Origin of the sequence: Prosthecobacter algae, assembly GCF_039542385.1 — a bacterium.
GTDB lineage: Bacteria > Verrucomicrobiota > Verrucomicrobiia > Verrucomicrobiales > Verrucomicrobiaceae > Prosthecobacter > Prosthecobacter algae.
In genome coordinates, this window is the sequence record NZ_BAABIA010000010.1 from 129208 (window position 1) to 150477 (window position 21270).

At 61.2% G+C, this 21270-nt stretch carries 20 protein-coding genes; 11 read left to right on the forward strand and 9 right to left on the reverse strand.

Annotated features, from left to right (window positions below; translation table 11 throughout):
* Positions 1-37: 37 nt before the first annotated feature.
* Complete coding sequence (locus ABEB25_RS21130) at positions 38-2149, reverse strand: S16 family serine protease (protein WP_345738431.1); 2112 nt, start codon at positions 2147-2149, stop codon at positions 38-40.
* 122 nt (positions 2150-2271) lie between these two features.
* Between ABEB25_RS21130 and pyrE the strand changes: the two genes are divergently transcribed.
* The 4 genes from pyrE (at position 2272) to ABEB25_RS21150 (ending at position 7964) form a co-directional block, all read left to right on the forward strand.
* A complete protein-coding gene (gene pyrE, locus ABEB25_RS21135; protein ID WP_345738432.1) occupies positions 2272-2841 on the forward strand; it encodes an orotate phosphoribosyltransferase in 570 nt (189 codons plus the stop codon).
* A gap of 107 nt (positions 2842-2948) precedes the next feature.
* Positions 2949-4970 carry a hypothetical protein gene (locus ABEB25_RS21140; RefSeq protein ID WP_345738433.1) on the forward strand — a complete coding sequence of 674 codons (2022 nt, stop codon included), beginning with the start codon at positions 2949-2951 and terminating at the stop codon, positions 4968-4970.
* A 22-nt stretch (positions 4971-4992) separates the two neighbouring features.
* Complete coding sequence (locus ABEB25_RS21145; protein ID WP_345738434.1) at positions 4993-6792, forward strand: FAD-dependent oxidoreductase; 1800 nt, start codon at positions 4993-4995, stop codon at positions 6790-6792.
* A gap of 56 nt (positions 6793-6848) precedes the next feature.
* Positions 6849-7964 carry a glycosyltransferase gene (locus tag ABEB25_RS21150; RefSeq protein ID WP_345738435.1) on the forward strand — a complete coding sequence of 372 codons (1116 nt, stop codon included), beginning with the start codon at positions 6849-6851 and terminating at the stop codon, positions 7962-7964.
* Here ABEB25_RS21150 and ABEB25_RS21155 read toward each other — a convergent pair.
* Positions 7961-9355, reverse strand: coding sequence for a sugar transferase (locus tag ABEB25_RS21155; protein WP_345738436.1), 1395 nt, complete (start codon positions 9353-9355; stop codon positions 7961-7963). The two genes, ABEB25_RS21150 and ABEB25_RS21155, sit on opposite strands and share 4 nt — an antisense overlap.
* A 64-nt stretch (positions 9356-9419) precedes the next feature.
* Between ABEB25_RS21155 and ABEB25_RS21160 the strand changes: the two genes are divergently transcribed.
* The 4 genes from ABEB25_RS21160 to ABEB25_RS21175 are packed head-to-tail and all read left to right on the forward strand — an operon-like array spanning position 9420 to position 13047.
* Complete coding sequence (locus tag ABEB25_RS21160; protein ID WP_345738437.1) at positions 9420-10130, forward strand: type I 3-dehydroquinate dehydratase; 711 nt, start codon at positions 9420-9422, stop codon at positions 10128-10130.
* 1 nt (position 10131) lies between these two features.
* The gene (locus ABEB25_RS21165; RefSeq protein WP_345738438.1) at positions 10132-11181 is read left to right on the forward strand and encodes a D-alanyl-D-alanine carboxypeptidase family protein; all 1050 of its coding nucleotides are present in this window, start codon (positions 10132-10134) and stop codon (positions 11179-11181) included.
* Positions 11182-11198: 17 nt separating this feature from the next.
* Positions 11199-11897 carry a class I SAM-dependent methyltransferase gene (locus ABEB25_RS21170; protein WP_345738439.1) on the forward strand — a complete coding sequence of 233 codons (699 nt, stop codon included), beginning with the start codon at positions 11199-11201 and terminating at the stop codon, positions 11895-11897.
* Positions 11898-11901: 4 nt separating this feature from the next.
* Positions 11902-13047, forward strand: coding sequence for a glycosyltransferase family 2 protein (locus ABEB25_RS21175; RefSeq protein WP_345738440.1), 1146 nt, complete (start codon positions 11902-11904; stop codon positions 13045-13047).
* Here the strand turns inward: ABEB25_RS21175 and ABEB25_RS21180 are convergent.
* The 3 genes from ABEB25_RS21180 to ABEB25_RS21190 form a co-directional block, all read right to left on the reverse strand.
* On the reverse strand, positions 13034-14209 hold the full coding sequence (locus tag ABEB25_RS21180; RefSeq protein ID WP_345738441.1) for an endonuclease/exonuclease/phosphatase family protein: 1176 nt from the start codon (positions 14207-14209) through the stop codon (positions 13034-13036). The two genes, ABEB25_RS21175 and ABEB25_RS21180, sit on opposite strands and share 14 nt — an antisense overlap.
* Positions 14210-14237: 28 nt before the next feature.
* Positions 14238-14492, reverse strand: coding sequence for a hypothetical protein (locus tag ABEB25_RS21185; protein ID WP_345738442.1), 255 nt, complete (start codon positions 14490-14492; stop codon positions 14238-14240).
* An 81-nt stretch (positions 14493-14573) separates the two neighbouring features.
* Positions 14574-14741 carry a hypothetical protein gene (locus ABEB25_RS21190; protein ID WP_345738443.1) on the reverse strand — a complete coding sequence of 56 codons (168 nt, stop codon included), beginning with the start codon at positions 14739-14741 and terminating at the stop codon, positions 14574-14576.
* Between the two features lie 214 nt (positions 14742-14955).
* Here ABEB25_RS21190 and ABEB25_RS21195 point away from each other — a divergent pair, with 214 nt between their 5' ends.
* Positions 14956-16254 carry a nucleotide sugar dehydrogenase gene (locus tag ABEB25_RS21195; RefSeq protein ID WP_345738444.1) on the forward strand — a complete coding sequence of 433 codons (1299 nt, stop codon included), beginning with the start codon at positions 14956-14958 and terminating at the stop codon, positions 16252-16254.
* Positions 16255-16355: 101 nt separating this feature from the next.
* Positions 16356-17291, forward strand: a complete 936-nt coding sequence (locus ABEB25_RS21200) for an NAD-dependent epimerase/dehydratase family protein (protein ID WP_345738445.1) — start codon at positions 16356-16358, stop codon at positions 17289-17291.
* Between the two features lie 15 nt (positions 17292-17306).
* On the opposite strand, the gene ABEB25_RS21205 is transcribed toward ABEB25_RS21200, so the two are convergent.
* Positions 17307-17999: a pseudouridine synthase gene (locus ABEB25_RS21205; protein ID WP_345738446.1), complete on the reverse strand. Its 693-nt coding sequence runs from the start codon at positions 17997-17999 to the stop codon at positions 17307-17309.
* A gap of 102 nt (positions 18000-18101) precedes the next feature.
* Between ABEB25_RS21205 and ABEB25_RS21210 the strand changes: the two genes are divergently transcribed.
* Positions 18102-18437 carry a hypothetical protein gene (locus ABEB25_RS21210; protein WP_345738447.1) on the forward strand — a complete coding sequence of 112 codons (336 nt, stop codon included), beginning with the start codon at positions 18102-18104 and terminating at the stop codon, positions 18435-18437.
* Between the two features lie 35 nt (positions 18438-18472).
* On the opposite strand, the gene ABEB25_RS21215 is transcribed toward ABEB25_RS21210, so the two are convergent.
* From ABEB25_RS21215 to ABEB25_RS21225, 3 genes are all read right to left on the reverse strand, one after another.
* Positions 18473-18901, reverse strand: a complete 429-nt coding sequence (locus ABEB25_RS21215) for a hypothetical protein (protein ID WP_345738448.1) — start codon at positions 18899-18901, stop codon at positions 18473-18475.
* Positions 18901-20400 carry a xylulokinase gene (gene xylB / locus ABEB25_RS21220; RefSeq protein WP_345738449.1) on the reverse strand — a complete coding sequence of 500 codons (1500 nt, stop codon included), beginning with the start codon at positions 20398-20400 and terminating at the stop codon, positions 18901-18903. The genes ABEB25_RS21215 and xylB overlap by 1 nt, the downstream gene beginning before the upstream one ends.
* Positions 20401-20488: 88 nt before the next feature.
* Positions 20489-21223, reverse strand: coding sequence for an RNA polymerase sigma factor (locus tag ABEB25_RS21225; protein ID WP_345738450.1), 735 nt, complete (start codon positions 21221-21223; stop codon positions 20489-20491).
* Positions 21224-21270: the final 47 nt, after the last annotated feature.

Here is a 21270-nt window from a genome sequence, read left to right on the forward strand (position 1 = left end):
GCAGGGGCCTCGCGTGTCAATCCCGCCGAAACGATCTTTACAGACCCAGATCTTCCCGCACTTCTGGATCCGCCAAAAGGCCTTCTTTAGCGGCATTGACCAGCGAACCCGCCTGGTTGGCGCGCCCGGCCATTTCATTGAACTTAGCCGCTGTACGTGCCGGGTTCAGCACCTCGGTACGGACGATCTGGCCATAGTCCACCAGGGCGTCCACATAGGGCCAGACGCGGGGGTCCATGCGGGGGCGCAGGTTGCTCAGTCGATTCAGGGCACCGCCCAGTTCATCCTGCTTTAGGTTGCGCACAGCGCCTTTGAAATCGTTGCGAATGGAGGCCAGCAGAGCAAGGGCATTCGAGTCTGCAGCCTCGAGGGATCCGCCGATGGAAAGCATGCTGGGCATGCGGCCCTGGGCATAGAGCAGCAGGTGCTTGGCGGAGAGGCTGTTGGGGGCTTTTTCGAGAATGGCCTGCAGCCGGGCGACCGCCTGGGCGCTGCGCAGGATGGCGATCATCTGGCGTGGATCGCGCAGCAGCACGGTGCGGATGACATCGAATTCATCCAGCGCCTGTTGTAGCGTGGCCTGCCGCTGAAGCGAGGCGAGGTTGACGGCCTGGTCAAAGTTCTCCAAAGAGAAAACGTGGATGCCCGCCAGGGCGGCGGGGCCGTCCATCACCAGGATGTCAGAGACGGCGCGTTCGTTCTTGGCGGGGATGGCGATGATCTTGCAGGCCCCCTTGGTAGCACCCCGTAGCTTGGCGGAAACTCCGCCGATGGGCTGCACCGAGCCATCCGCATTCATGTCGCCCGTGACGGCAAAGGCGGGGTCCCAGGTCTGACCCGTGTACATAGATTCCACCAGCAGGGCGCAGGCGACTGCGGCGGAGGGGCCGTCCTTGCCGGAGTATTTTTCTTCGAAGGCGATCTCCAGATCCAGGCCTCGGGGCATGCCCTCATGGCGCAGCAGGACAAATTTGTTCACCTCATTGAGGGCGGTCATCATGTCGGTGCCCACAGGCTGGTTGAAACGTATGTAAGAGTTGCCCGGAAGAGCCGTCATGTTCATGCGTGTCACCTGGCCGGCTTCTTTGCCAGAGGCCAGGGGCATCACCAGCAGGCCGTTGACGTGCGTCTGCTTCAGTTTCAGTTCTTTGCTGCTAGGCAGCGAGCTCGTGGAGGCAGTGCCCATCGAGTATCCAGGGGAGGTGCCCTCCGCCACCGACTGCGGCAGGAATAGCGAGATGAGCTTTGGTTCTGTCTGGGTCAGGCCGTCCATGCTCAAAGCCCCATTTTCCACCTTCGCCGTTAGGGAGCAGCCGCCGGAGATGGGCTGTTCCACCATCAAAACACCCACGCCATCGCCGATTTGGGTAGGTAGGGCAGCCGGAATGCTGTCCACCCAGCGGATGGGCATCATCACCATCGGTTTGGTCCCGCCGTTGCCGATGGGCGGCCGCTCACCAGAAAAAGAGCCCCGGCAGCGCTCAAAGGTGACCTGGGAGGACGTCAGCAAAATGGAAGCGTGGACGAAGCAGTTTTGAAAACGCGTGTAACGGATGTTCGGCCGGCGCGCCACGTCATCCAGCTTGTCCAGGGAGCCTGTCTCCAGACGCAGGCCGCCAATGCTGCTTTGCTGGCCGATGACCACACTGTCCATCATCTCCAGCCCCAGGCTGTTCATCGGCACCAACCAGGCACCTGAGGAGACAATGCTGTTGATGATCCGCAGCTTGGCGGGCTCCGCACTCTGCGTGCCGTCGGCATTGAATTCACAGCGATCCATGGCGCAAGAGTCCAGTACGACTTCCGCCCCAGGGTCCAGAGAGATCTGGCACTCGCGCAGCAGAGCCCCGCGCACTCTCAGTTGGGCACCTTTGCGGATGATAAAGCGGATTTTTTCCACCACGGCGGCGGAATCGATTTCGAGCGTGCAAGTGGCGGAATTGGAGGGAGCGATGACCACCTCTCCCTCGCCGGAGTAAAAGTTCCCAGGCAGGCGGACAGATTCTGCTAGCACATGCCGTTTGGTCGAAAAATTCAGCCTCCTGTAGGTCTGCTGCTGGGCGTCGACACCTGGGACCAGGAGCAGGAATGTCAGGCAAAGCCCCAGACAGACGAGAGAGCTCCAGGGCCAATGAGGGTGTTTTTTCATAATAAAAACCTGCGATTTTAACTTAAATTCATCTCAGCGGCAGGCGGTTCTGTCCAGCACTTTGCGTGCCTGCCATGCAATCCTGGCCTTGCTTCTCGAAACGGCCCCGCTAAACGCACTGCATGCCCCTTGAATCCGACCGCGCCGAACTCGCCCAAATCCTCCGCACCAAGTCCGTGAAGACGGGCAAATTCACCCTCGCCTCGGGCAAGGAGAGCGATCTTTATGTGGACTGTCGCGTGACCACGCTGGATGCCCGTGGGGCCGTCCTGGTGGGCCGCGTGCTCCATGACCTGCTGCGCAAAGAGGAGGCTGCCAAGGGCCTCAGCATCGGCTCCTTGGGCGGACTGACCATGGGGGCAGACCCCATCACCCTGGCTGTGGCCATGACCTCCAGCCTCGCCGGTGAAACGAAGCTGATCCAGGCCTTCAATGTGCGCAAAGAGCCCAAGGGGCATGGCCGTGGCAAGCGCATCGAGGGCAACTTCGATCCTGCCCAGCCCGTCGTGGTGGTGGATGATGTCATCACCACCGGCGACTCCACGCTGAAGGCCATCCAGGCCATCGAGGAAGAAGGCGGCAAAGTGGCCTTCGCCCTCATCCTGGTGGACCGCCAGGAAGGCGGCCGCCAGAACATCGAGAGCAAGGGTTACCCTGTCGTGGCCGCCTATACCCGGGCTGACCTGGTGTAGTACTTTTCTCTCGGAGGCATTCAATTGACAGGCTCCCGGCTCGCTGGATGCTGGCGTCCGTGAGCATGTTTCCACGCGGCCTCCGATTAGCGCTTTTCAGCTTGGCCATGCTCCATGCCCTCCAGGCCAGGGCGCAGATCACCTCGCGCAGCGATGCCGTGGGCAGGCTGCTGAATGAATGGCACCAGGCTGGCAGTGCCGCCGGGCTGGCCGACATCACGTATGAAAACCGCGATGGCCAGCATTCCCCCCTTGAGGCCGGGCTGTATCCGCAACTGCAAATTTTTCAGCCCGATGCTAAAAGCGGCCCGCCTGTCGGCCCAGCGGTGGCCTTGCGGCTGAAGCCGACGGTTGGCAATTGCTCCATGTCTGCCCCCGCGGATAAAGGCGGCAGCCTGCCGCGCATGTATCAGATGGACCCTTCCGGCCAGAAGTTCCTGATGATGCAGTATCTGGCCAATAACCTGATGATCTACCCGGAGCATCAGGACCATGACATCGGGGCCAATGGGGTGGGCGGTTATGGCGACCTCTTTCCCGCCAACAACACCTGCGCCATCATTTCCCAAGGCTCCTCAGGCAGCGACCAGCCCTTTCTCAGGGCGGCCTTGGCCACTCTGGCGGCCTTTCCTGCGGAGACCCAGCAGCGGCTGATTGAAAAGCGCGTGTTGATGCCCACGCTCCAGTCCATTTTCAGGCAGGCGGGCAGGCAGGTAAAAAAGGAGGAAGACTACTTCACTGGGGCCGCCCATCCGGTGGTGTTTGATGTCGCGAATCTGGATGAGGAGAAAATGGTGCGCCTAGCCCATGACATGCGTCCTCCCATGATTCCGCCCCTGGTGCAGATCGAGGTGCTGAAGGAGACCGAGATCACCGAGGGCAAAGACTTCTTTGAAGCGGGCAAGCCGCACCCCTTCCGTCTGGCGGACACACCCGTCTCCATCGCCCGCATTCTGCGCGGCCGTTCTGGGGAGCATGCCATGGTCATCAGCGCCCGCAAGAGTGCGGATCTCATGGGCCGCCCAGTGAAGCTTCACTGGCATCTGCTCCAGGGAGATCCTCGCTTCGTCAGTGTTGAAGGCTCCGCCCAGGAACCGGAGGCGCGCCTGCGCATCCGCTGGCATCCGCCCGGGCAGACCGCCACCGGCATTCGCAGCCACCGGGTGGACATTGGCGTGTTTGCCTCCAATGGCATCAGCACCAGCGCCCCGGCCTTCATCACCTTCTACCTGCTGCCTAACGAAATGCATTTTTATGATGAGAAGGGCCGTCCCGCTGAAATTTGTTATCAGGCTCACAATCCGGATCTCGGCCTGCCCACAGCACCCCGCGATCCCCGCTGGCTGAAGGCCATGCAGGCCGTCTCGCTGGCCGGGGATGGCCTGCGCAGCCGCCTGATGGGCAAACTTCTCACCGATCCTGAACGCCTGGCCATCCAGAAAATCTGGCAGCCCTTGAATGACCGATGGCAGGCCTGCCAAAAGCTGGAGGCCGATCCGGCGAAGAAAGACAGTGCTGAAAAGTTAAAAAACTTGTGGTTAGACGATCTGGCCAAGTCCCTGGACCTGCCGCTGCCAGGTGACCGTGGGCTGACGGTGCGCACCGCCATCGAGCGCTCCCTGCATGGGGTCGCCGCCTTCACCGAGCTCTTTCCCTCGTTCCAAAAAGATCTGCTCACCCTGGCTTCTCAATCCCCCAAGGCCACCGCCGTGGCGGACATCGCAGCGGACGTGCAGCGGCTGAAGCAGCTCAATGTACTCTTGGAGGAGGCTGGCGGGATGGTGACCACCTCAGCCCCGCCTGATCGGCTTACCCCGGCGGACCGCTACTACCTCAGCGGGCTGAACCTCACCCTGCTCAGCCAGGTGCTTTTCCCCGAAGTGCTGGAACGCTCCACCGCCCCAGCTTGGGTGGATCCCCGACTCACCACGCCAAAGGCTTGGCGGGATGTGAACCGCTACGGGGATGACGGTCGTCTCATTGGCTGGATCCGACATCAGGGCGGGCGCACCGCCTGGTTCGATGCCGAAGGGCGGCACCTACCCGAAGGCCCGGATCAGCCAGCCCTGGCCCGTCCGGTGATTTACGAACTTAAGGACAAAGGCGTGCTAGATTGGCGGGCCAAGTAGGGTATAACATGGCCCCCCAGCCATGCGAATCCTTCCCCTCACCCTTTTCTTCGTGGCCAGCCTCCAGGCGGCTGATCTGCAAACGGATGTCTGCATCTACGGTGCCACTCCAGGAGGTGTCGCCGCCGCTTTGGCTGCCGCTCGCTCCGGTAGCGACGTAGTTTTGGTCGAGCCCACGGCTCGCATCGGCGGCCTGCTCACCAGCGGTCTTTCCCACACGGACTTTCATTCCTTCGAATCCCTCACCGGCAGCTTTCTGGAGTTCAGCCAACGGGTGAAAGCCCATTACGTCAAAACTTACGGGGCCGATTCGGATCAGGTGAAGGCCAGCTTTGAAGGCACCTTTGGGGAACCGAAGGTCAATCTCCTCGTCCTGCAGCAGCTTCTCAAGGAGCAGCCGCGCATCACGCTCCGTGAAAAGGCGGTGCTGGTCTCGCTGGATATTGAAGATGCCGCCATCACCCAGGCCTCGTTCAAGTCGGGCGATGAAACGTTGAAGGTGAAGGCCAAAGTTTTCATTGATGGCAGCTATGAGGGGGATCTGATGGCCAATGCAGGCGTAAAATACCACGTCGGCCGCGAAGGCCGTGACGTGTATGGCGAGTCCCTGGCCCCGGAGAAAGGGGACAGCGAGCTGCAGGCCTACAACTTCCGCTTTTGCGCCACGGATGATGCGAACAACCGCGTGCCCATCGCCGCGCCCAAAGGCTACCGCCGGGAGGATTTTGTCGCGGTGCTGGACTTCCTGAAGCCCGGCAAGATTGATCGCGTCTTTGGCTATCCATCCCGCTGCATCGTCAAGGCGCAGACCCCGGCGCTGCCTAACAGAAAATATGATCTGAATGATGTCTCCCGTGGCCTCGTCCGCCTGTCCATGCCTGGGCACAACCTTGGCTGGCCGGAAGGTGATGAGGCCGTCCGCCAGGCCATCTTTGATGAGCACCTGCGCTACAACGTGGGCCTGCTGTATTTCCTCATCAATGACAAGGCCGTGCCGGAGGCCATCCAGCAGCCCGCGCGCGAGTGGGGCTGGTGCAAGGATGAGTTCACCGAGACCGGCCACCTGCCGCCCCAGCTCTATGTCCGCGAGGCTCGCCGCATGATCGGCCAGCATGTCTATGTCCAGCAGGACAGCGAGCACGCTCCAGGCGATGCCCGTGCAAAGCTGTTTACCGATTCCATCACCATGGGGGACTATGGTAACAACTGCCACGGCACCTCGCATGAAGGCCCGCAAATCGGCGGCAAGCATGGCGGCGAGATGTACAATCCGGTGCCCCCTTACCAGGTGCCGTATGGGGCCCTGGTGGCCAAGGAGTGTACCAATCTGCTGGTCCCCGTGGCCGTGTCCTCCTCCCATGTCGGTTTTTGTGCCCTTCGGCTGGAGCCCATTTGGATGTCTCTGGGCCAGGCTTCGGGCCATGCCGCCGCCCTCGCCATTCAGACTAGCAAGCCCGTCCATGAAGTATCCATGTCCACCCTCCAGTCCCGTCTGCATCAGGACAAGTCGGCCACCATCTATGTGGCAGATGTGCTGCCCGGCCACCCCCTGTTTGAGGCTGTGCAATGGTGGGGCACGGCAGGGGGACTGCATGGCCTGAACCCCATGCCGGAAAAGCCCGGCCAGCGTGGCAAAAACCTGCATGGCCAATACTTTGAGGCCAATCCCGGCCATGCGGCAGAGCTGTCCAAACCGATGGATGCCTACACCCGCGACCTGTGGTTGGCCCTGACGGCTAAGCTAGGCATCCTCTCCAATGAGCTGCCCAAGGCCCCCACCCGGGGTGACTTCATCCAGGCGGCGTTTTCCAAAAAACAGTGAGTCGGCGGGCTGCGACTATTGCTTGACGACTCCCCTGGCAGAGCCATCGAAAGGGAATGTCCGCCCAGCCCGCCCTCAACCGCCGCATCCTGCACACCGAATGGTCCCTCGGCTGGGGAGGACAGGAGATCCGCATCTTGCGTGAGATGGAGGCCTTTCGCGCCCGTGGCTGGCACATGCAGTTGGCCTGCCGGGAGACCTCCACCATTTCCAAAAGGGCGCTGGAGGCTGGTTTTCAGGTCACCCATTTGCCGTTTAAGTCGGCCTTACATCTGCCGACCGTCTTTGGGCTGGCCCGCCTCATCCGGCGCGAGCAAATCGCCCTCGTCCACACGCACAGTTCGGTGGATGGCTGGGTGGGCGGCATGGGGGCCAAGCTGGGCGGCGTGCCCATGGTGCGCAGCCGCCATCTCTCCTCGCCCGTGCGCCGGGGGCTGAATTCCAAGATCGTCTATGACCTGCTGCCCGAGGCCGTGATCTCCAGCGGTCGGCACATCCGGGATCACCTCGTCCATGATGGCGGCTGTCACCCGGAGCGGCAGTATTCCGTGCCAGCGGGTGCGGATACGACCATCTTCCATCCGGACGTCCCCGTAGAGGGCCTGCGCGCCTCCTTCGGCTTTTCGGAGTCAGACCAGATCATCGGCATCGTCGCCGTTCTGCGAAGCTGGAAGGGGCATGAGATCCTGCTCGAAGCTTTCACCGCCCTGGCCAAGGAGATGCCCCAGGCACGCCTGCTCATCGTGGGAGAAGGGCCTCAGCGGCCGACCCTGGTGCGGCGCATCAAAGAGGCCGGGCTGGAGGGCAGGGCCGTGCTCACCGGGCATCGGACCGATGTGGCCAATGTCATGCGCATCATGAATGTGTGCGTGCTGCCTTCGCTGAAAAATGAAGCCACATCCCAGGTGCTGCCCCAGGCCATGCTGGTGGGCACGCCAGTGGTATCATCCTCCGCAGGCGGGCTGACCGAGGTGGTGGCCGATGGCGTGTGGGGCCGGGTGGTGCCGCCGGGGGATGTGCCCGCACTCACCCAGGCTTTGCGGGCTGTCTTTGCCGAGCCCGAGGTGACCCGTCAGATGGCCGTCAAGGCCCGCGAACATGCGCTTGGGGAACTCACCTTCGAGACCCAGATTGACCGCACCGAAGCCGTTTACCGCAATCTCCTGGGTTAAGAAGCCCCCACGCCGCGAAGGACAGCGGGCAGCGTGCGCAGCAGGATTTTCAGGTCCAGCCACAGGGACCAGTTGTCAATGTACTGGAGGTCCAGTTCCACCCACTCTTCAAAGTTGCGGATGCCATTGCGGCCTGTCACTTGCCACAGGCAGGTGAGGCCCGGCTTCACGCTCAGGCGCCGCCGCTGTGCATGCTTCTCGATCTTCTCGATCTCATAGACGGGCAGCGGGCGCGGGCCCACCAGGCTCATTTCACCCCGCAGCACGTTTAGCAACTGGGGCAGCTCATCAATGCTCATGCGCCGCAGCCAGCGGCCAAAGGGGAAGATGCGCGGATCCGCCGTAATCTTGAACACTGGGCCGCTCATTTCATTGGCAGCCTCCAGTTCCGCTCGGCGTGCTTCGGCATCCGCATGCATGGTGCGGAACTTCCACATGCGGAAGGCCTTGCCATAGTGGCCGGAACGTTCCTGCCGGAAAAAGATCGGCCCCTGGGAGGATAGCCGGATGCCGATGATGGCCACCAGCCACATGGGCAGGGACAGCAGCAGCAGCACCGCTGCGCCCACACGGTCCACGATTTCTTTGAAACAAAGCGCCCAGGAAATTTGGGGGGTGCTGTGGAAAACGAGCATCAGACGGCCGCCCAGCACATCCACCGTGGGCCGGGCGATGGCCGTTTGGAAAAAGTCTGCAGCGATCCAGGCCTCCACACCTTCCGTTTCGCAGGCCTGCACCGCCTCTTCGATCTTGCTGAAATGCACATGCTGCGCGGCAAAGATCACCCGTGCCACGGAGTGCCGGTGCATCGCCGCCACCAGATCCCCCAGAGGCTGCACTGTAATGTCAATGAGGTCGCTGATCTCCAGGCTGGCCCGTTGCTCCGCAGGCAGCCTGGCCAAAAAGGTCTCCATGTCCGATTTCATCCCGGCCAGCAGCACCCGCTCGCGGCCTTTGCCGGAGGCGATTCGGTGGCGTAGCTTGCTTTTTTGCACCGTTTCGCGGATCAGCAGCGCCAGACCTGCCAGGGCCACCGCCAGGATGACCACGGAACGGCTGGGCACTTCCCACTTCAGGAAAACCACCAAAGACCCGATGACCATGCCGATGATCACCAAACCCTCGCCCAACTGGCGCAGGCTTTGGCCCAGTGACTTATGATAGAGATGCGTGTAAAAGCCCCGTGCTTCCAGCACCAGCGGCGTGAACGGACCCACCACGGCCATGATCCAATACAGCTTTTCCATTGGCGGGATTTCCACCAGATCCGGCCAAACGTGGGCGAGGACCGAGGATCGAAGAAAGTAGGCCAGCCAGAGGCAAAAGATCAGCAATGCGCTGTCCAGCAACTGAGTGAGCTGCAAATTGATTTCCTGTCGGCGGCCAATCATAATCTGAGTATTACTATCCTACACGATTACTTTAATTCTATTAAAATTATAACAATCCTAGCAAATGCCTCAACTCCTTTCCTCGAGCAACCTGCTCCTTTCCTCGCGGCCTCTCACCGTCGGGGTCATCCCAGATCCGGGCACACTTCAGCTCTGGGCTTCCCTGTCCCCCGCCCAGCGCGAGGCTTCTTGCGATGTCATCGAGCTCCGCCTCGACACGCTGAAAACTCCGGCTGCCGAGCTCCGCACCGCCTTGGCTGGAAATAGCACGCCCATTTTGCTGACGGCCCGCCATCCCGCCGAAGGCGGCCAGGGCAGTGAAGCCGCCGCCGGTCGCATCGCCCAGCTTGAGCCTCTTCTGGACCTCGCCACCCTCATGGACATCGAGCTGCGCAGCGCCATGGACATGCGTTCCTTGGTACAAAAGGCCCAGGGCATGGGCGTTCGCGTCATCGGTTCCTTCCATGATTTCCAGGCCACCCCGGGGGAGGAAGTCCTGCGCGGTGCCATCAACTTCGCCCAGCCTGCCGGGCTGGATGCCGTAAAGCTGGCCACCTTTCTCAACAGTTCGGCAGATTTGAACCGCCTCATCACCCTCACTTCAGAGGTTCATCGCCTGCGACTTTCCAGCATGGGCATGGGACCTTTGGGGCGAGTCTCGCGGTTGGTCCTTGCAAAGTGTGGCAGCCTGCTCAACTACGGCTATCTTGGCGAGGCGAACGCTCCTGGGCAGTGGCCTGCCGCCCGGTTGAAGGAACTCCTGGCTGAACTGTGATATGACCACTTTCCCAAAAACCACATTCCGCCGGTGGATCGCTCTGCTGGCCCTGCTGCCCCTCACCGGCTGTGAAGACCCCCAGCGCGAACTGAAACTCCAGTGGCGCGAAGACGAGGTCAACAAAAAGGAGGCCGCCATCATCCAGCGCGAGCTCGCCCTCACCAAGGAAAAGCAGGTGATGGAAGGCAACCGCCTGGACCTCCTCGCCAAGGAAAAGAGCGTTGCCCTTTTGCAGAAGCAGCTCGCCGTTGAGGTGGAAAAAACTAAGCGCGTGCGCCATGAGGTGGAGATCCGCGAGCTGCGCGGCCCCATCCCCCAGGTCAGTGCGGACCGCGTCATCGTGGTGGATGCCGCCTCGGACGAGATCCTCTTTGAAAAAAACCCGGACAAGCGGGGTGCCATCGCCAGCACCACCAAGCTGCTGACCGCCCTGCTGGTGGTGGAAGCCGGTGACCTGGACAAAATCGTGACGGTGGAGTTGAGCGATACCCAGTGCTCCCCCGTGCGCCTCGGCTTGAAAGTGGGCGAGCAGTTCACCCGCCGCCAGTTGCTGACCGCCATGCTGGTGAAAAGCTCCAACGACATCGCCCAGGCCCTGGCCCGTGACAATGCGGGCAGCGTCGAGGCCTTTGCCGCCAAGATGAACGAGAAGTGCCTCGCTCTCGGCCTGCAGGACAGCCATTACGTGAACCCTCACGGCCTGCCTTCCCGCAATGATGACGAGCCCTTCAGCACCGCCCGGGATCTCAGCCGCATCGCCAAGGCCTGTGACGTGAGGCCCGAGATCCGCGAGATCGTGAAGCTGCAAAAGTACAGCTTCAAGTGGCCCAATGGCCGCGTGACGGAGCTCTCCAACACCAACCGGGTGCTGCGCAGTGCAGGCTACTGCGACGGCATGAAGACAGGCTACACCGATGCCGCCGGCTATTGCCTGGTGGCCAGCGGGGAGCGCAATGGCCGCCGCCGCATCGTCGTCGTGCTCAATGATACCGAAGGCGGTGTCTGGAAAGATGCTCAAGCCCTCCTGGACTGGGCATTGAAGGCCTAACCAAAGATTCATCCATCATGCCCGACTCTCCTGCCGCCGAATTCGATGCCTACGCGGGCGACTACGATGCCGCCTTGAACCGCGGGTTGAAATTCACCGGGGAGACCAAGGAATACTTTGCCGAAACCCGCATCCGCTGGCTGAAGGACCGCCTCAGCGCGCAAGGTGCGCACCCGCGCACCTGCCTGGACTTTGGCTGCGGCACGGGCACCTCCGCCTCGCTGCTGATGGAGGGCCTGCATCTGGACCAGTACATCGGCTACGATCCCTCCAGTGAATCCGTGGCTGAGGCGGCCAAGGACCACCCGAACGGCAACTACGCCTTTGTGCATGAGCCGGACCTTCTGCCGAAAGACCACTTCGACCTCGCCTTCTGCAACGGCGTCTTTCATCACATCCCGGTCGCTGCTCGAGCCGAGGCCTTCCGCCGCGTTTATCAGAGCGTCAAGCCCGGCGGCTGGTTTGCTTTTTGGGAGAACAACAAGTGGAACCCCATCGTGCATCTGCTGATGAGCCGCGTGCCTTTTGACCGCGATGCCATCATGCTTTTCCCAGGCGAGGCCGCTGGGCAAATGAAGGCGGCTGGTTTCAGCATCACCCTCCGCGATTATCTCTTTGTCTTTCCCGCCAGCCTGAAGTTCCTGCGCCCGCTGGAACCCGCCCTCTGCAAGCTGCCTGCGGGTGGGCAGTATCTGGTTTTGGCCCGCAAGAACTGAGCTCATGTGGCTGCTGCTTCTGCTCACCTGCCTGCTGCTCATCGCCTACGCGCATGTCGGTTACCCGGTGCTGATGGGCCTTCTCGCCCGGGTGAAATCCAGCCCCGTCTCGGCAGATGGAAGCCTGCCGTCTGGTATCAGTGTGGTGATGAGCGTTTACAATGCGGAGTCCCGCATCCAGGACCGCCTGCGCAACCTGCTGGCCTGCCGCTGGCCCGGTGAGCTGGAGATCGTGGTCTTCTGCGATGGCTGCACGGATGCCACGGCTGAAAAGGTGGCCGCCCTGGGAGATCCCCGTCTGCGGGTGATGAGCCACCGCCAGCAGCGAGGCAAGGCCACCGCGCTGAATGAAGCCGTGCCTTCCTGCCGGTATCCGTTGGTCGTTTTGTGCGACGCCCGCCAGGATTTCCACCCCGAGGCCCTGGTGGAACTCGTCACTCCTTTCTCCGACCCCGCCGTGGGGGCCGTCAGCGGATTGCTGGAGATCGCCGCTTCTGCCTCCGGCAGCGGCCAGGGGGTGGATCTTTATTGGAAGATCGAAAAGAAGCTGCGCGAGTGGGAAGGCCGGTTTGATTCGGTCATTGGCTGTACTGGGGCCATCTATGCCATCCGGCAGGCGCTGTTTCAGCCGCTGCATCCGGCCACCATTCTGGATGATGTCGTGGTTCCCATGCGCATCGCGGTGGCGGGGCATCGGGTGCTGTATTCGGCCACGGCCATTGCGTATGATCCCCAGACGCTTGATCCAGCCCTGGAGAAAAAGCGCAAGCTGCGGACCCTCGCTGGCAATTATCAGATGATCGAGCAGTTCCCCGGCTGGCTTCTGCCCTGGCGCAACCGCACTTGGTGGCAGCTCATCTCGCACAAATACCTCCGCTTGGCCGTGCCCTGGCTGCTTCTGGCTGTGCTGGCACTGTCGGTCCTGACACCGCCTACACCCTTCACCCTGCTGCTGCTGGCCGGACAGGTATTGGCCTATGGCGCAGCCGCCCTGGGGCTGCTGTTTCCTCAGGTGAAAGTGAAGGCTCTTTCCATTCCAGCCGGGTTTCTCCTGCTGCAGGTCGCCTGCCTGCGGGCCCTCGGCGCTTATCTCCAGGCCCGGCGGGATGCGCTCAGCCTCTGGCAGGCGGCCCCGGTCAAGGGTTCCTGAGGACCAGGGTGGAGGTCAGGGCGCGGTGTTGGGAGGGGCGGTCGGCCTCAGTGATGCATTGCACCGCCTCCCAGTGACGGCTGAAAAAGACGTAATCAATGCGCAGCCAAGGGCCGCCCATGCTCAGCGGATTGTGGGTGCTGCCAGGAAAGCTCCAGCCGAATCCCTGGCCAGCGCTGTCGTGGGAATCGCCCAGATCGCGGGTGATCAGGCGGTGGACATAGCCGACATGGGGGGAATTGAAGTCTCCGGCCACGATGACTGGCAGGGGGTCTTCGCGCACGGCTTTCAGCACGATCTCCGCATCGGCGATCTGACCATCCCAGAAAGTCTGCATCTGCTTGCGTTTGGCGGCCCAGGGTGTGCCCGGCAGGCCCAGGATGCCGTAAAGGAATCCACCGCGCACCTGGTAGCCCAGCACCTCGCGTGGGGTCTGCAAATGCACGCTGTAGATGGCCACCTGCCTGCCGTTCCAATCAATCACAAAGCGTACCGCTTTCGGCGACTGGCCGGGGAGGGCGGGCAGCATCTTTTCCTCCAGCACCGGGTAGCGGCTGAGGATGGTGTGCTCGCCCAGGCTGCGGGTTTGGATAAATTCGCCATAGTCCGGGTCTGCGGCATACCCGGCGGCACGGCCATAGGCTTCCTGAAAAAGGATCACATCAGGCCGGGTGGCCTCTTTGAAAGGCTTCAGGCTCTGGTTCATGTGCTGCCCGCGGTTGTAGGTCATCACCTTCAGTGCAGCCGTCTCAGGCGCAGGGGCGGCATGGCGGCGCCAGCCCAGGAAATCATAGCCAAACCACAGCAGCACCAGCAGCAGGAGCAGAAACGCCCGCCGATGTAGCAGCAGGGCCGCCAGGGCCAGGGGCAGGGCGGGCAGCCACCACAGGGAAGGGGGGAGGAACAGGAGGAAGGCCGTGGTGACATTCCGTTCGCCAGCCCAGCTCAGTGCCAGGACCATGCCCACCAGCCCAATCACATACAGCAGGATGGACCAAAAGGTGAGTCTGCGCAGCCACCGCAGCAGAATGGGCATGCAACCCTCGTTTTCAGAGGCCGCAATCAGCGCCTTGCCCGTGCGGGCGAGAAGGGCATTCGGTGCAGACGTGCTCGGTTCAGAATCCATGAGCAGGGCATCTTTCAGATGGGAGCGGCCACGCATGGATGGCTCGTTCGCCTGGGCCAGCCGTTTACTGCGGCTGCCCGATGGGTGACTTTAGCGGTGGGTCCGGGACGATGAGGACTGGATTGTCCACCTCGCGGAAGGCGGGAACGAAGGTAGATTCAACCTGTTCCCATACACCAGGTCCCTTGCGTGCAGGGTCGGTCTCTTTCAGATAAATGCCCCAGGTCATCAGAGCCAGGACGGTCACCAAAGAAATCATCAGGAGGGACTCCAGGATGGTGAAGCCCCTGTGAGGAAGGGAGGCAGCGAAAGAACGCATGTAAGGTAAGAAACGGAGAAAAGACAGCCTGACCTGGGCCAGCAACAGGTGGAGAAAAAACGGGAGGCAGCCAGTGGCTGCTTAGAACATCGAGCGTTCTCTCTGCACTTCTTTCGGCACTCGGGTGCGTGGGCCGGTACCCATGCCCTGACCACCGTAGTAGTTGCCGTTTTTGCTATGACCAAAAGGATACGCACAGTTGCTCAGCAGAGCACCAGCCACAAAAAGAAGTGTAAGACGGAGGATCATAGATTGCGCAGGCTTGAATTTAACTCACGGCCCATGCTATGAAAGCTATAGGCCGGTTGACAATTCCCCACGGGTTGATCTTTGCAAGCATCAAGAATGGCTGGCAGCAGGAGTTTCTGGAGCCTTGAGACCACGTATTTCCTGGGAAAGTGGTGGCAAGCCACGGACATTTCCGCCATAGACTGGCCACTCACGCTTCCTGCTCCCTTCTGTCATGTCTTCAGGCTCACTCATTGGCATCATCGGTCTTGGTTATGTCGGACTCCCCCTCAGCTTGCGCTTCGCCCAATGTGGCAGCCAGGTTCTGGGACTCGATATTGACCCTACAAAAGTGGAGAAACTCACCGCAGGTGAGAGTTATATCCTGCACATCCCGGAAAAGGACATCGCAGCGGCCGTCAGCGAAGGCCGATTCCGCGCCACAACGGATTTTTCCCAGGCCCGTGACTGCACGGCCCTCATCATCTGTGTGCCCACCCCGCTGGCAGCCGGCAATGAGCCAGATCTCAGCTACGTGCTAAATACCGGCCGGGCCATCGCCCCACATCTTCAGAAAGGCCAGCTTGTGGTGTTGGAGTCCACCACCTATCCCGGTACTACCGATGGGGAGCTGCGCGAGGTGTTGGAAGCTGGATCTGGCCTGACAGCCGGCGTGGATTTTCACCTCGCCTTTTCTCCGGAGCGCGAAGATCCCGGCAACCCCCTGAGTGATGTTTCCCGCATCCCCAAGGTCATCGGCGGCCTCACCCCGGCTTGCCAGCAGCGGGCCATGGAAATCTATGGCCGCGCCATCCAGACCCTGGTGCCCGTGGATTCCTGCCGCATCGCCGAGGCGGTGAAACTCACCGAAAACATCTTCCGCGCCGTCAACATCGCCATGGTGAACGAGCTCAAGATTGTCTATGACAAGATGGGCATCGATATCTGGGAGGTCATCGCTGCCGCCAAGACCAAGCCCTTTGGTTTCATGCCTTTCTATCCTGGGCCCGGCCTCGGCGGGCACTGCATCCCCATCGATCCCTTTTATCTCACCTGGAAAGCCCGCCAATATGGCCAGGAGACGCGGTTTATCGAGCTCGCCGGCCAGGTCAATACCGCCATGCCTGCCTATGTGATCCAGCGCTGCGGAGAAGCCCTCGCCGCACAGGGCAAGGAGTTGAAGGGCAGCCAGGTCCTTCTGCTGGGCATCGCCTATAAACCCAATGTGGACGACGATCGCGAAAGCCCCGCCTACGTTCTCTGGGAAATGCTGGAAGAGGCCGGATCCACCGTTGCCTATCACGATCCGCACGTGCCTGTTATCCGCCCATCACGCGAGCACGGCCACTTCGCCGGACGGCTCAGCACCGACCTGACGGCTGAAAGCCTTGCCGGATATGACCTCGTCCTTTTGGCCACGAACCACCAGGCGGTGGACTATGACCTGATCGCCGCGAATGCCCGCCTCGTTGTCGATACACGCAATGCCCTCGGCCAGTTGCTGAAGGGCCAATCTCATTATTACAAAGCCTAGTGGAGCACTCCCCTCGGATAACGAGGATGTGGCCGCATTGAAACCATCTGCCCATTGCGATTTGCCTTATTCGCCGCCAACGACTCACGATTTCTTCTTCTATGAAAGCTCTCATCACCGGCGGTGCCGGATTCATCGGTTCCCACATTGCCCAAGCCCTGTGCGCCCGCGGGGCGAGTGTAGTCGTGCTGGACAATCTTAGCCTTGGCAACATTGAGAACTTGGCCTGGAAAAAGCCTGGCGATGACCTGGAATTCGTCCAGGGAGACATTGGCGATGAAGCCCTGCTGGCCAAAATCACCCCGGGCTGTGACTGGGTGTTTCATGAAGGTGCCCTCCCCTCCGTGCCGCGCTCCGTGGCACAGCCGCTGGAAAGCAACGCGCAGAACCTGGATGGCACGCTGAAGGTCCTCATCGCGGCCCGGGATGCCGGGGTGAAGCGTTTCATGTTTGCCAGTTCCTCCTCGATCTATGGCGATTCCGATGCCCCTTCCAAATACGAAGGCCTGCCGCCCAACCCGCTTTCACCTTATGCCCTGCAGAAATACGCGAGCGAGAAGTACGGCCAGCTTTTCCACCGCCTGTATGGCCTGGAAACCGTCGGCCTGCGTTATTTCAATGTCTTTGGCCCGCGCCAGGCCTTTGATTCGCCCTACTCCGGAGTGATCGCCAAGTACTGCACCGCCATGCTCAAGGGCGAGCGCCCGCTGGTGTTTGGGGACGGCCTCCAGGCCCGCGACTTCACCTATGTGGACAACGCCGTTTCCGCCAACCTGCTGGCCGCCGAAGCCCCCGCAGAGAAAGTGGCCGGCAAATTCTTCAACACCGCGGCCGGAGATTCCATCTCCCTGCTCCAGCTCATTGAAGAACTGAACCAGCTCACCAACCAGAAGCTGGAACCCGAATTCCAGCCGCCGCGTGTGGGCGATGTCCGCAACTCGCTGGCCGATATTTCGGCTGCGCGCGAGGCCATGGGTTATGAAGTGCTCGTTGACTGGAAGGACGGCGTGGCCCGCACGCTCGACTTCTACCGTTGAGATCTCCGGCCGTTTCTAAAAAGCGGCGATTTCTGCCGGTGTCAGTGCTCGCCACTGGCCCGGCTGCAAATCCGCGGGCAGGTGCAGGCTGCCGATGCTTTCCCGGTGCAGGGCAGTGACCCGATTTTGCACCCGGTGAAACATGCGCTTCACTTGATGATAGCGTCCTTCGTAAAGCGTCAGCCGCGCTTGGCGGGGGGCCAAAATCTGCAGCTCCGCAGGCTGGGTGGTGATGTCTTCGGTGTGGAAATAAAACCCGGCGGCAAAAGCGGCGATGGCCTCCGGTATGATGTCTTCCGCTGTCTCCACAAGATAAACTTTGGGCACTCGCTCCACAGGTTCCATCAGGCGTTTGGACCAGCGGCCATCGTTGGTCAGCAGCACCAGGCCGGAGGTGCCCCGGTCCAGTCTGCCGGCGATGTGCAGGGTGTGCTTGTCGGGATCATCCAGCAGATCAATGACGGTCGGGTGAACGGGGTCTGTCGTGGCGCTGAGGATGCCCACGGGCTTGTTCAGCATCAGATACAGCGCCCGCTCTGGCTGTTGCAGCACGGTTTCATCCAGCTCGATGCGCGTGAAGCGATCCACCTCCTGCTGGTTGTTGGCACAGACCTCCCCATCCACCCGCACACGCTTGGCCGCGATCAGCCGATGGGCGGCAGTGCGGCCCATGGAGGATTGTTTGGCCAGGAAACGGTCCAGCTTCATCGGGCCGATGAGTAGCTCGGATCTTGGCCACGCGCGAGTCTTGAAGCCACAAGGCCAAGGAAACTCTTTGAGCCCACGTGCGCCTGACGTAGTACAAGGCGGATGCTCCCACCCAATCCCACGGATCCCGATACCCCCGGCGGCTATGACCGCGAGGTGGTGGAGCGTGTCTGGAGCCTGGCCCAGGTCATCCCGGGCAACGATCCTGCCGTCTGGCGCAAGGACGAATTCGGGGCCTGGATCCACCGGCACGACTATCGCCACCGCCACAGCGAGTTTGGCTGGGAGATCGCGGACTACGGCTATCGCCGCCAACTCGGCGGGCTCGCTTCACTGCGCCCCATGCAGTGGCAAAACCACGTGGACTTCCTGGTTGCCGCGCGGAACCCCGCCGTGATGACCGCCGATGGCCTGCGCAATGCGCGGCAGTTGGTGTGACCCGCACAGACTTTGTCGCTAGTCTCAAGCTGGCGTCATGAGAACCGAGGCCGATACAAAGGCAGATCATCCATCCAGGAATCATCAGGTTCATCAGGTTCATCTTCAACGGGCAAAGGATCGCCCAGAAACGGCAAAGGGTGCCTTGATGCCAGCCATGAGAAGCCGTCTTCCAACTGTTTGACGTGCCAGAGGATATGGCCGTTGGTCGAGTTGAGTTCTTCCACGCAGAAAGGAGGCAGCCAGATGGCGGTGACCAGGCCATCGCCTGCCCAACCGCGTTCCAGCCAGCCTTTTTTCAAAGCTTCAATGAAGAGCTCCGCTTGCGACCAGCCTTGAAGCACATCCACGGCAGGTTTGAGGAAATCGTAGAAATCAATGTACTCGTAGAAGTAGAAATAGAAGCTTCCGACGCTTTCGGGAGCGCCATATTTCTCTTCCCACGAATCATCAATCGCATTCATCACAGCCAGCCAGTTTGGTTCAGCCGCCCGGTCAGCTCCATCTGGCGCTCCAGTTGCTGCGCATAAAGCGCGGCATTTTCCGGATTGGGTTTGCAGCGGGTGGACTCATCCAGCGTCACCAGTTTGGCGCAGAGAGCTTCATAGCTCACCGTCTCGCCTTTCTCGTTCGCCTGGGCATAGGAGGCCTGGATGGCAGAACCCAGGGCGGCACCTTCACTGGTGTTGAGGGTCACGACTTCGGCATTGAAACAATCCGCGGCGATCTGTCTCCAGGTACTGCTCTTGCTGCCGCCCCCGGTGAGGCGGATCTCGGTCGGGTTCAGTCCCAGATCGCGGAAGCGTTTCAGGCCATAGGCCAGGCCCAGCGTTGCACCTTCCACCGCCGCGCGGGCGATGTTTTGCGGCGTCATGTTGGTGGGTCGCAGGCCATGGATCACGCCGCTGCCATTCGGCAGGTTGGGCGTGCGCTCACCATTGAGGTAGGGCAGGAACATCACCCCTTCGGCCCCAGCGGGCGCGGCTTTGACGGCGTCTTCCAGTTGAGTCAAATCCCAGCCGTACATCTCGCGCACCTGCTCCGTCACGACGGTGACATTCATCGTGCAGACGAGGGGCAGCCACTGGTCCGTGCTGTCGCAAAAGGCAGCCACTTCGCCCTGGCCATCCACCACTGGAGAGGCGGCTACCCCATACAGAGTCCCGCTGGTGCCAAAGCTGGCTGTGACGACGCCTGGCTTGATGTTGCCGGTGCCGATGGCACCCATCATGTTGTCACCGCCGCCAGCGCTGATGATGACGTTTTCACTCAGACCCCAGGCCTGGGCCAGCTCGGGACGCAGACGGCCATGCACGCTGCGGCTGGAGCCAAGCTCCGGCAGCATGGAGCGCACGCGGGTGTCGATGTAATCGCAGAGTTCATAGCACCACTCGCGGGTGTTCACGTTCAGGATGCCCATGCCGGAAGCGTCGCCGTATTCCATGCGTTTCACGCCACTCAGCCAGAAGTTGATGTAATCATGCGGCAGCAGGATAGACGTCGTTTTCGCAAAGTTTTCCGGCTCATTCTGCTTCATCCACAGCAGCTTCGGGATGGTGTAGCCGGGCAGCATGGCATTGCCTGCCAGGGCGATGATGCCGGGCTGACCGCCGAATTCATGGGCCAGCTCTGCGCACTGGGCCTGGGTGGAGGTGTCGCACCACAGCTTGGCCGGGCGCACAGGCTTGTCATCGGCCCCGAGGGCGACGAGGCCGTGCTGCTGACCGCTGACGCCGATGCCGGCGACCTTGGCCTTATCCGCACCCAGTTTTTCCAGGCACTGCTTCACACTGCTCTCCACCGCATCCAACCAGTCTTGAGGATTTTGCTCTAGGTGGCCAGGAGGCAGGCCTTCGATCAGCTCGTAGCTGCTGTGGCCAGAGGCGAGAATCTTGCCCGTGTCGAGATCGAGAACGATGGCCTTCGTGCTCTGCGTGCCGCTGTCAATGCCGAGAAAATACATGGTGCTGGGTGGGGTTGGGGAATAAATTATCTTTGGCAGGCGGAAGGCCCGCCAGCAATGGTAAAACGCGACGGAAAGCGGCGGGGGCTCAACGGGTGAGTAAGCCCCAAAGATGCGCGACTTCTTCTTCGCTGATGGCGGGGTCCAGCTTCTCGCGGGCCAGATCGCTGAAGTGCAGGCGGGCTTGCTCCCGCAGCCGAACAAGATGGGCCTTGAGTCTCAAGGCCGTGGTGCCTATCTGTTCTGCAATAATTTTTTGCCCGGGACCATCGGCGGGCCATCCACCCAGTAGGGCAGGCTCCAGGGCGGTGAAAAGTTCTTGTCGGTCCCGCAGACGATATTTTTCGCGGAGATGTGGCAGCAATTCGCGCCACAGTTCTATTGCCTGCGCTAAGTCGCAGGCCCTCGCGGGATCGCTTTGAGTGAGGGCGACATCCGTGAGTAGTCGCTCGGCCTCACTGAAATCGAGCGTGATGAGGCCGTTTTTGCCTCCGCGTTTTTGGGCGAGTTGGCGTTGTTTCCAGTGGCTCATCTCATTGAGAAACACCCGCACGATCCATGAGCGCATCCTGCCTTTTTGTTGCTGGAGGGTCTTAAAGGATTCCTGAGCCAAAAGACGCGCAAAGAGGCTCTGCACCAAGTCTTCGGCATCGGGGCGGCTCAAACCTAAACCTCGAGCATAGACATAGAGGGGGCGATGATAAGCGCGACAGAGTTGCTCTAGAGCGATGTCCGCCGTGCGTGAATCCGGAGAATTCAGCAGATGCACCAGCGTCCAGCGTGTCTGGGGAAAGAGTGAGCTGGATGTAGAAGGCTCGGCCATTCGGTGGAGTGCAGGGTCAAGGGCGCAATGGCGACTGCATTTTTCAG

Excerpts from the sequence above, each read along its gene's own strand:
- xylB (WP_345738449.1), bottom strand. The coding sequence starts at position 20,400 with ATGTATTTTCTCGGCATTGACAGCGGCACGCAGAGCACGAAGGCCATC.
- ABEB25_RS21175 (WP_345738440.1), top strand. The coding sequence starts at position 11,902 with ATGTGGCTGCTGCTTCTGCTCACCTGCCTGCTGCTCATCGCCTACGCG.
- ABEB25_RS21145 (WP_345738434.1), top strand. The coding sequence starts at position 4,993 with ATGCGAATCCTTCCCCTCACCCTTTTCTTCGTGGCCAGCCTCCAGGCG.
- ABEB25_RS21170 (WP_345738439.1), top strand. The coding sequence starts at position 11,199 with ATGCCCGACTCTCCTGCCGCCGAATTCGATGCCTACGCGGGCGACTAC.
- ABEB25_RS21180 (WP_345738441.1), bottom strand. The coding sequence starts at position 14,209 with ATGCGTGGCCGCTCCCATCTGAAAGATGCCCTGCTCATGGATTCTGAA.
- ABEB25_RS21160 (WP_345738437.1), top strand. The coding sequence starts at position 9,420 with ATGCCTCAACTCCTTTCCTCGAGCAACCTGCTCCTTTCCTCGCGGCCT.
- ABEB25_RS21190 (WP_345738443.1), bottom strand. The coding sequence starts at position 14,741 with ATGATCCTCCGTCTTACACTTCTTTTTGTGGCTGGTGCTCTGCTGAGC.
- ABEB25_RS21165 (WP_345738438.1), top strand. The coding sequence starts at position 10,132 with ATGACCACTTTCCCAAAAACCACATTCCGCCGGTGGATCGCTCTGCTG.
- ABEB25_RS21195 (WP_345738444.1), top strand. The coding sequence starts at position 14,956 with ATGTCTTCAGGCTCACTCATTGGCATCATCGGTCTTGGTTATGTCGGA.
- ABEB25_RS21130 (WP_345738431.1), bottom strand. The coding sequence starts at position 2,149 with ATGAAAAAACACCCTCATTGGCCCTGGAGCTCTCTCGTCTGTCTGGGG.
- pyrE (WP_345738432.1), top strand. The coding sequence starts at position 2,272 with ATGCCCCTTGAATCCGACCGCGCCGAACTCGCCCAAATCCTCCGCACC.
- ABEB25_RS21215 (WP_345738448.1), bottom strand. The coding sequence starts at position 18,901 with ATGAATGCGATTGATGATTCGTGGGAAGAGAAATATGGCGCTCCCGAA.
- ABEB25_RS21155 (WP_345738436.1), bottom strand. The coding sequence starts at position 9,355 with ATGATTGGCCGCCGACAGGAAATCAATTTGCAGCTCACTCAGTTGCTG.
- ABEB25_RS21225 (WP_345738450.1), bottom strand. The coding sequence starts at position 21,223 with ATGGCCGAGCCTTCTACATCCAGCTCACTCTTTCCCCAGACACGCTGG.
- ABEB25_RS21200 (WP_345738445.1), top strand. The coding sequence starts at position 16,356 with ATGAAAGCTCTCATCACCGGCGGTGCCGGATTCATCGGTTCCCACATT.
- ABEB25_RS21150 (WP_345738435.1), top strand. The coding sequence starts at position 6,849 with ATGTCCGCCCAGCCCGCCCTCAACCGCCGCATCCTGCACACCGAATGG.
- ABEB25_RS21210 (WP_345738447.1), top strand. The coding sequence starts at position 18,102 with ATGCTCCCACCCAATCCCACGGATCCCGATACCCCCGGCGGCTATGAC.
- ABEB25_RS21140 (WP_345738433.1), top strand. The coding sequence starts at position 2,949 with ATGCTCCATGCCCTCCAGGCCAGGGCGCAGATCACCTCGCGCAGCGAT.
- ABEB25_RS21185 (WP_345738442.1), bottom strand. The coding sequence starts at position 14,492 with ATGCGTTCTTTCGCTGCCTCCCTTCCTCACAGGGGCTTCACCATCCTG.
- ABEB25_RS21205 (WP_345738446.1), bottom strand. The coding sequence starts at position 17,999 with ATGAAGCTGGACCGTTTCCTGGCCAAACAATCCTCCATGGGCCGCACT.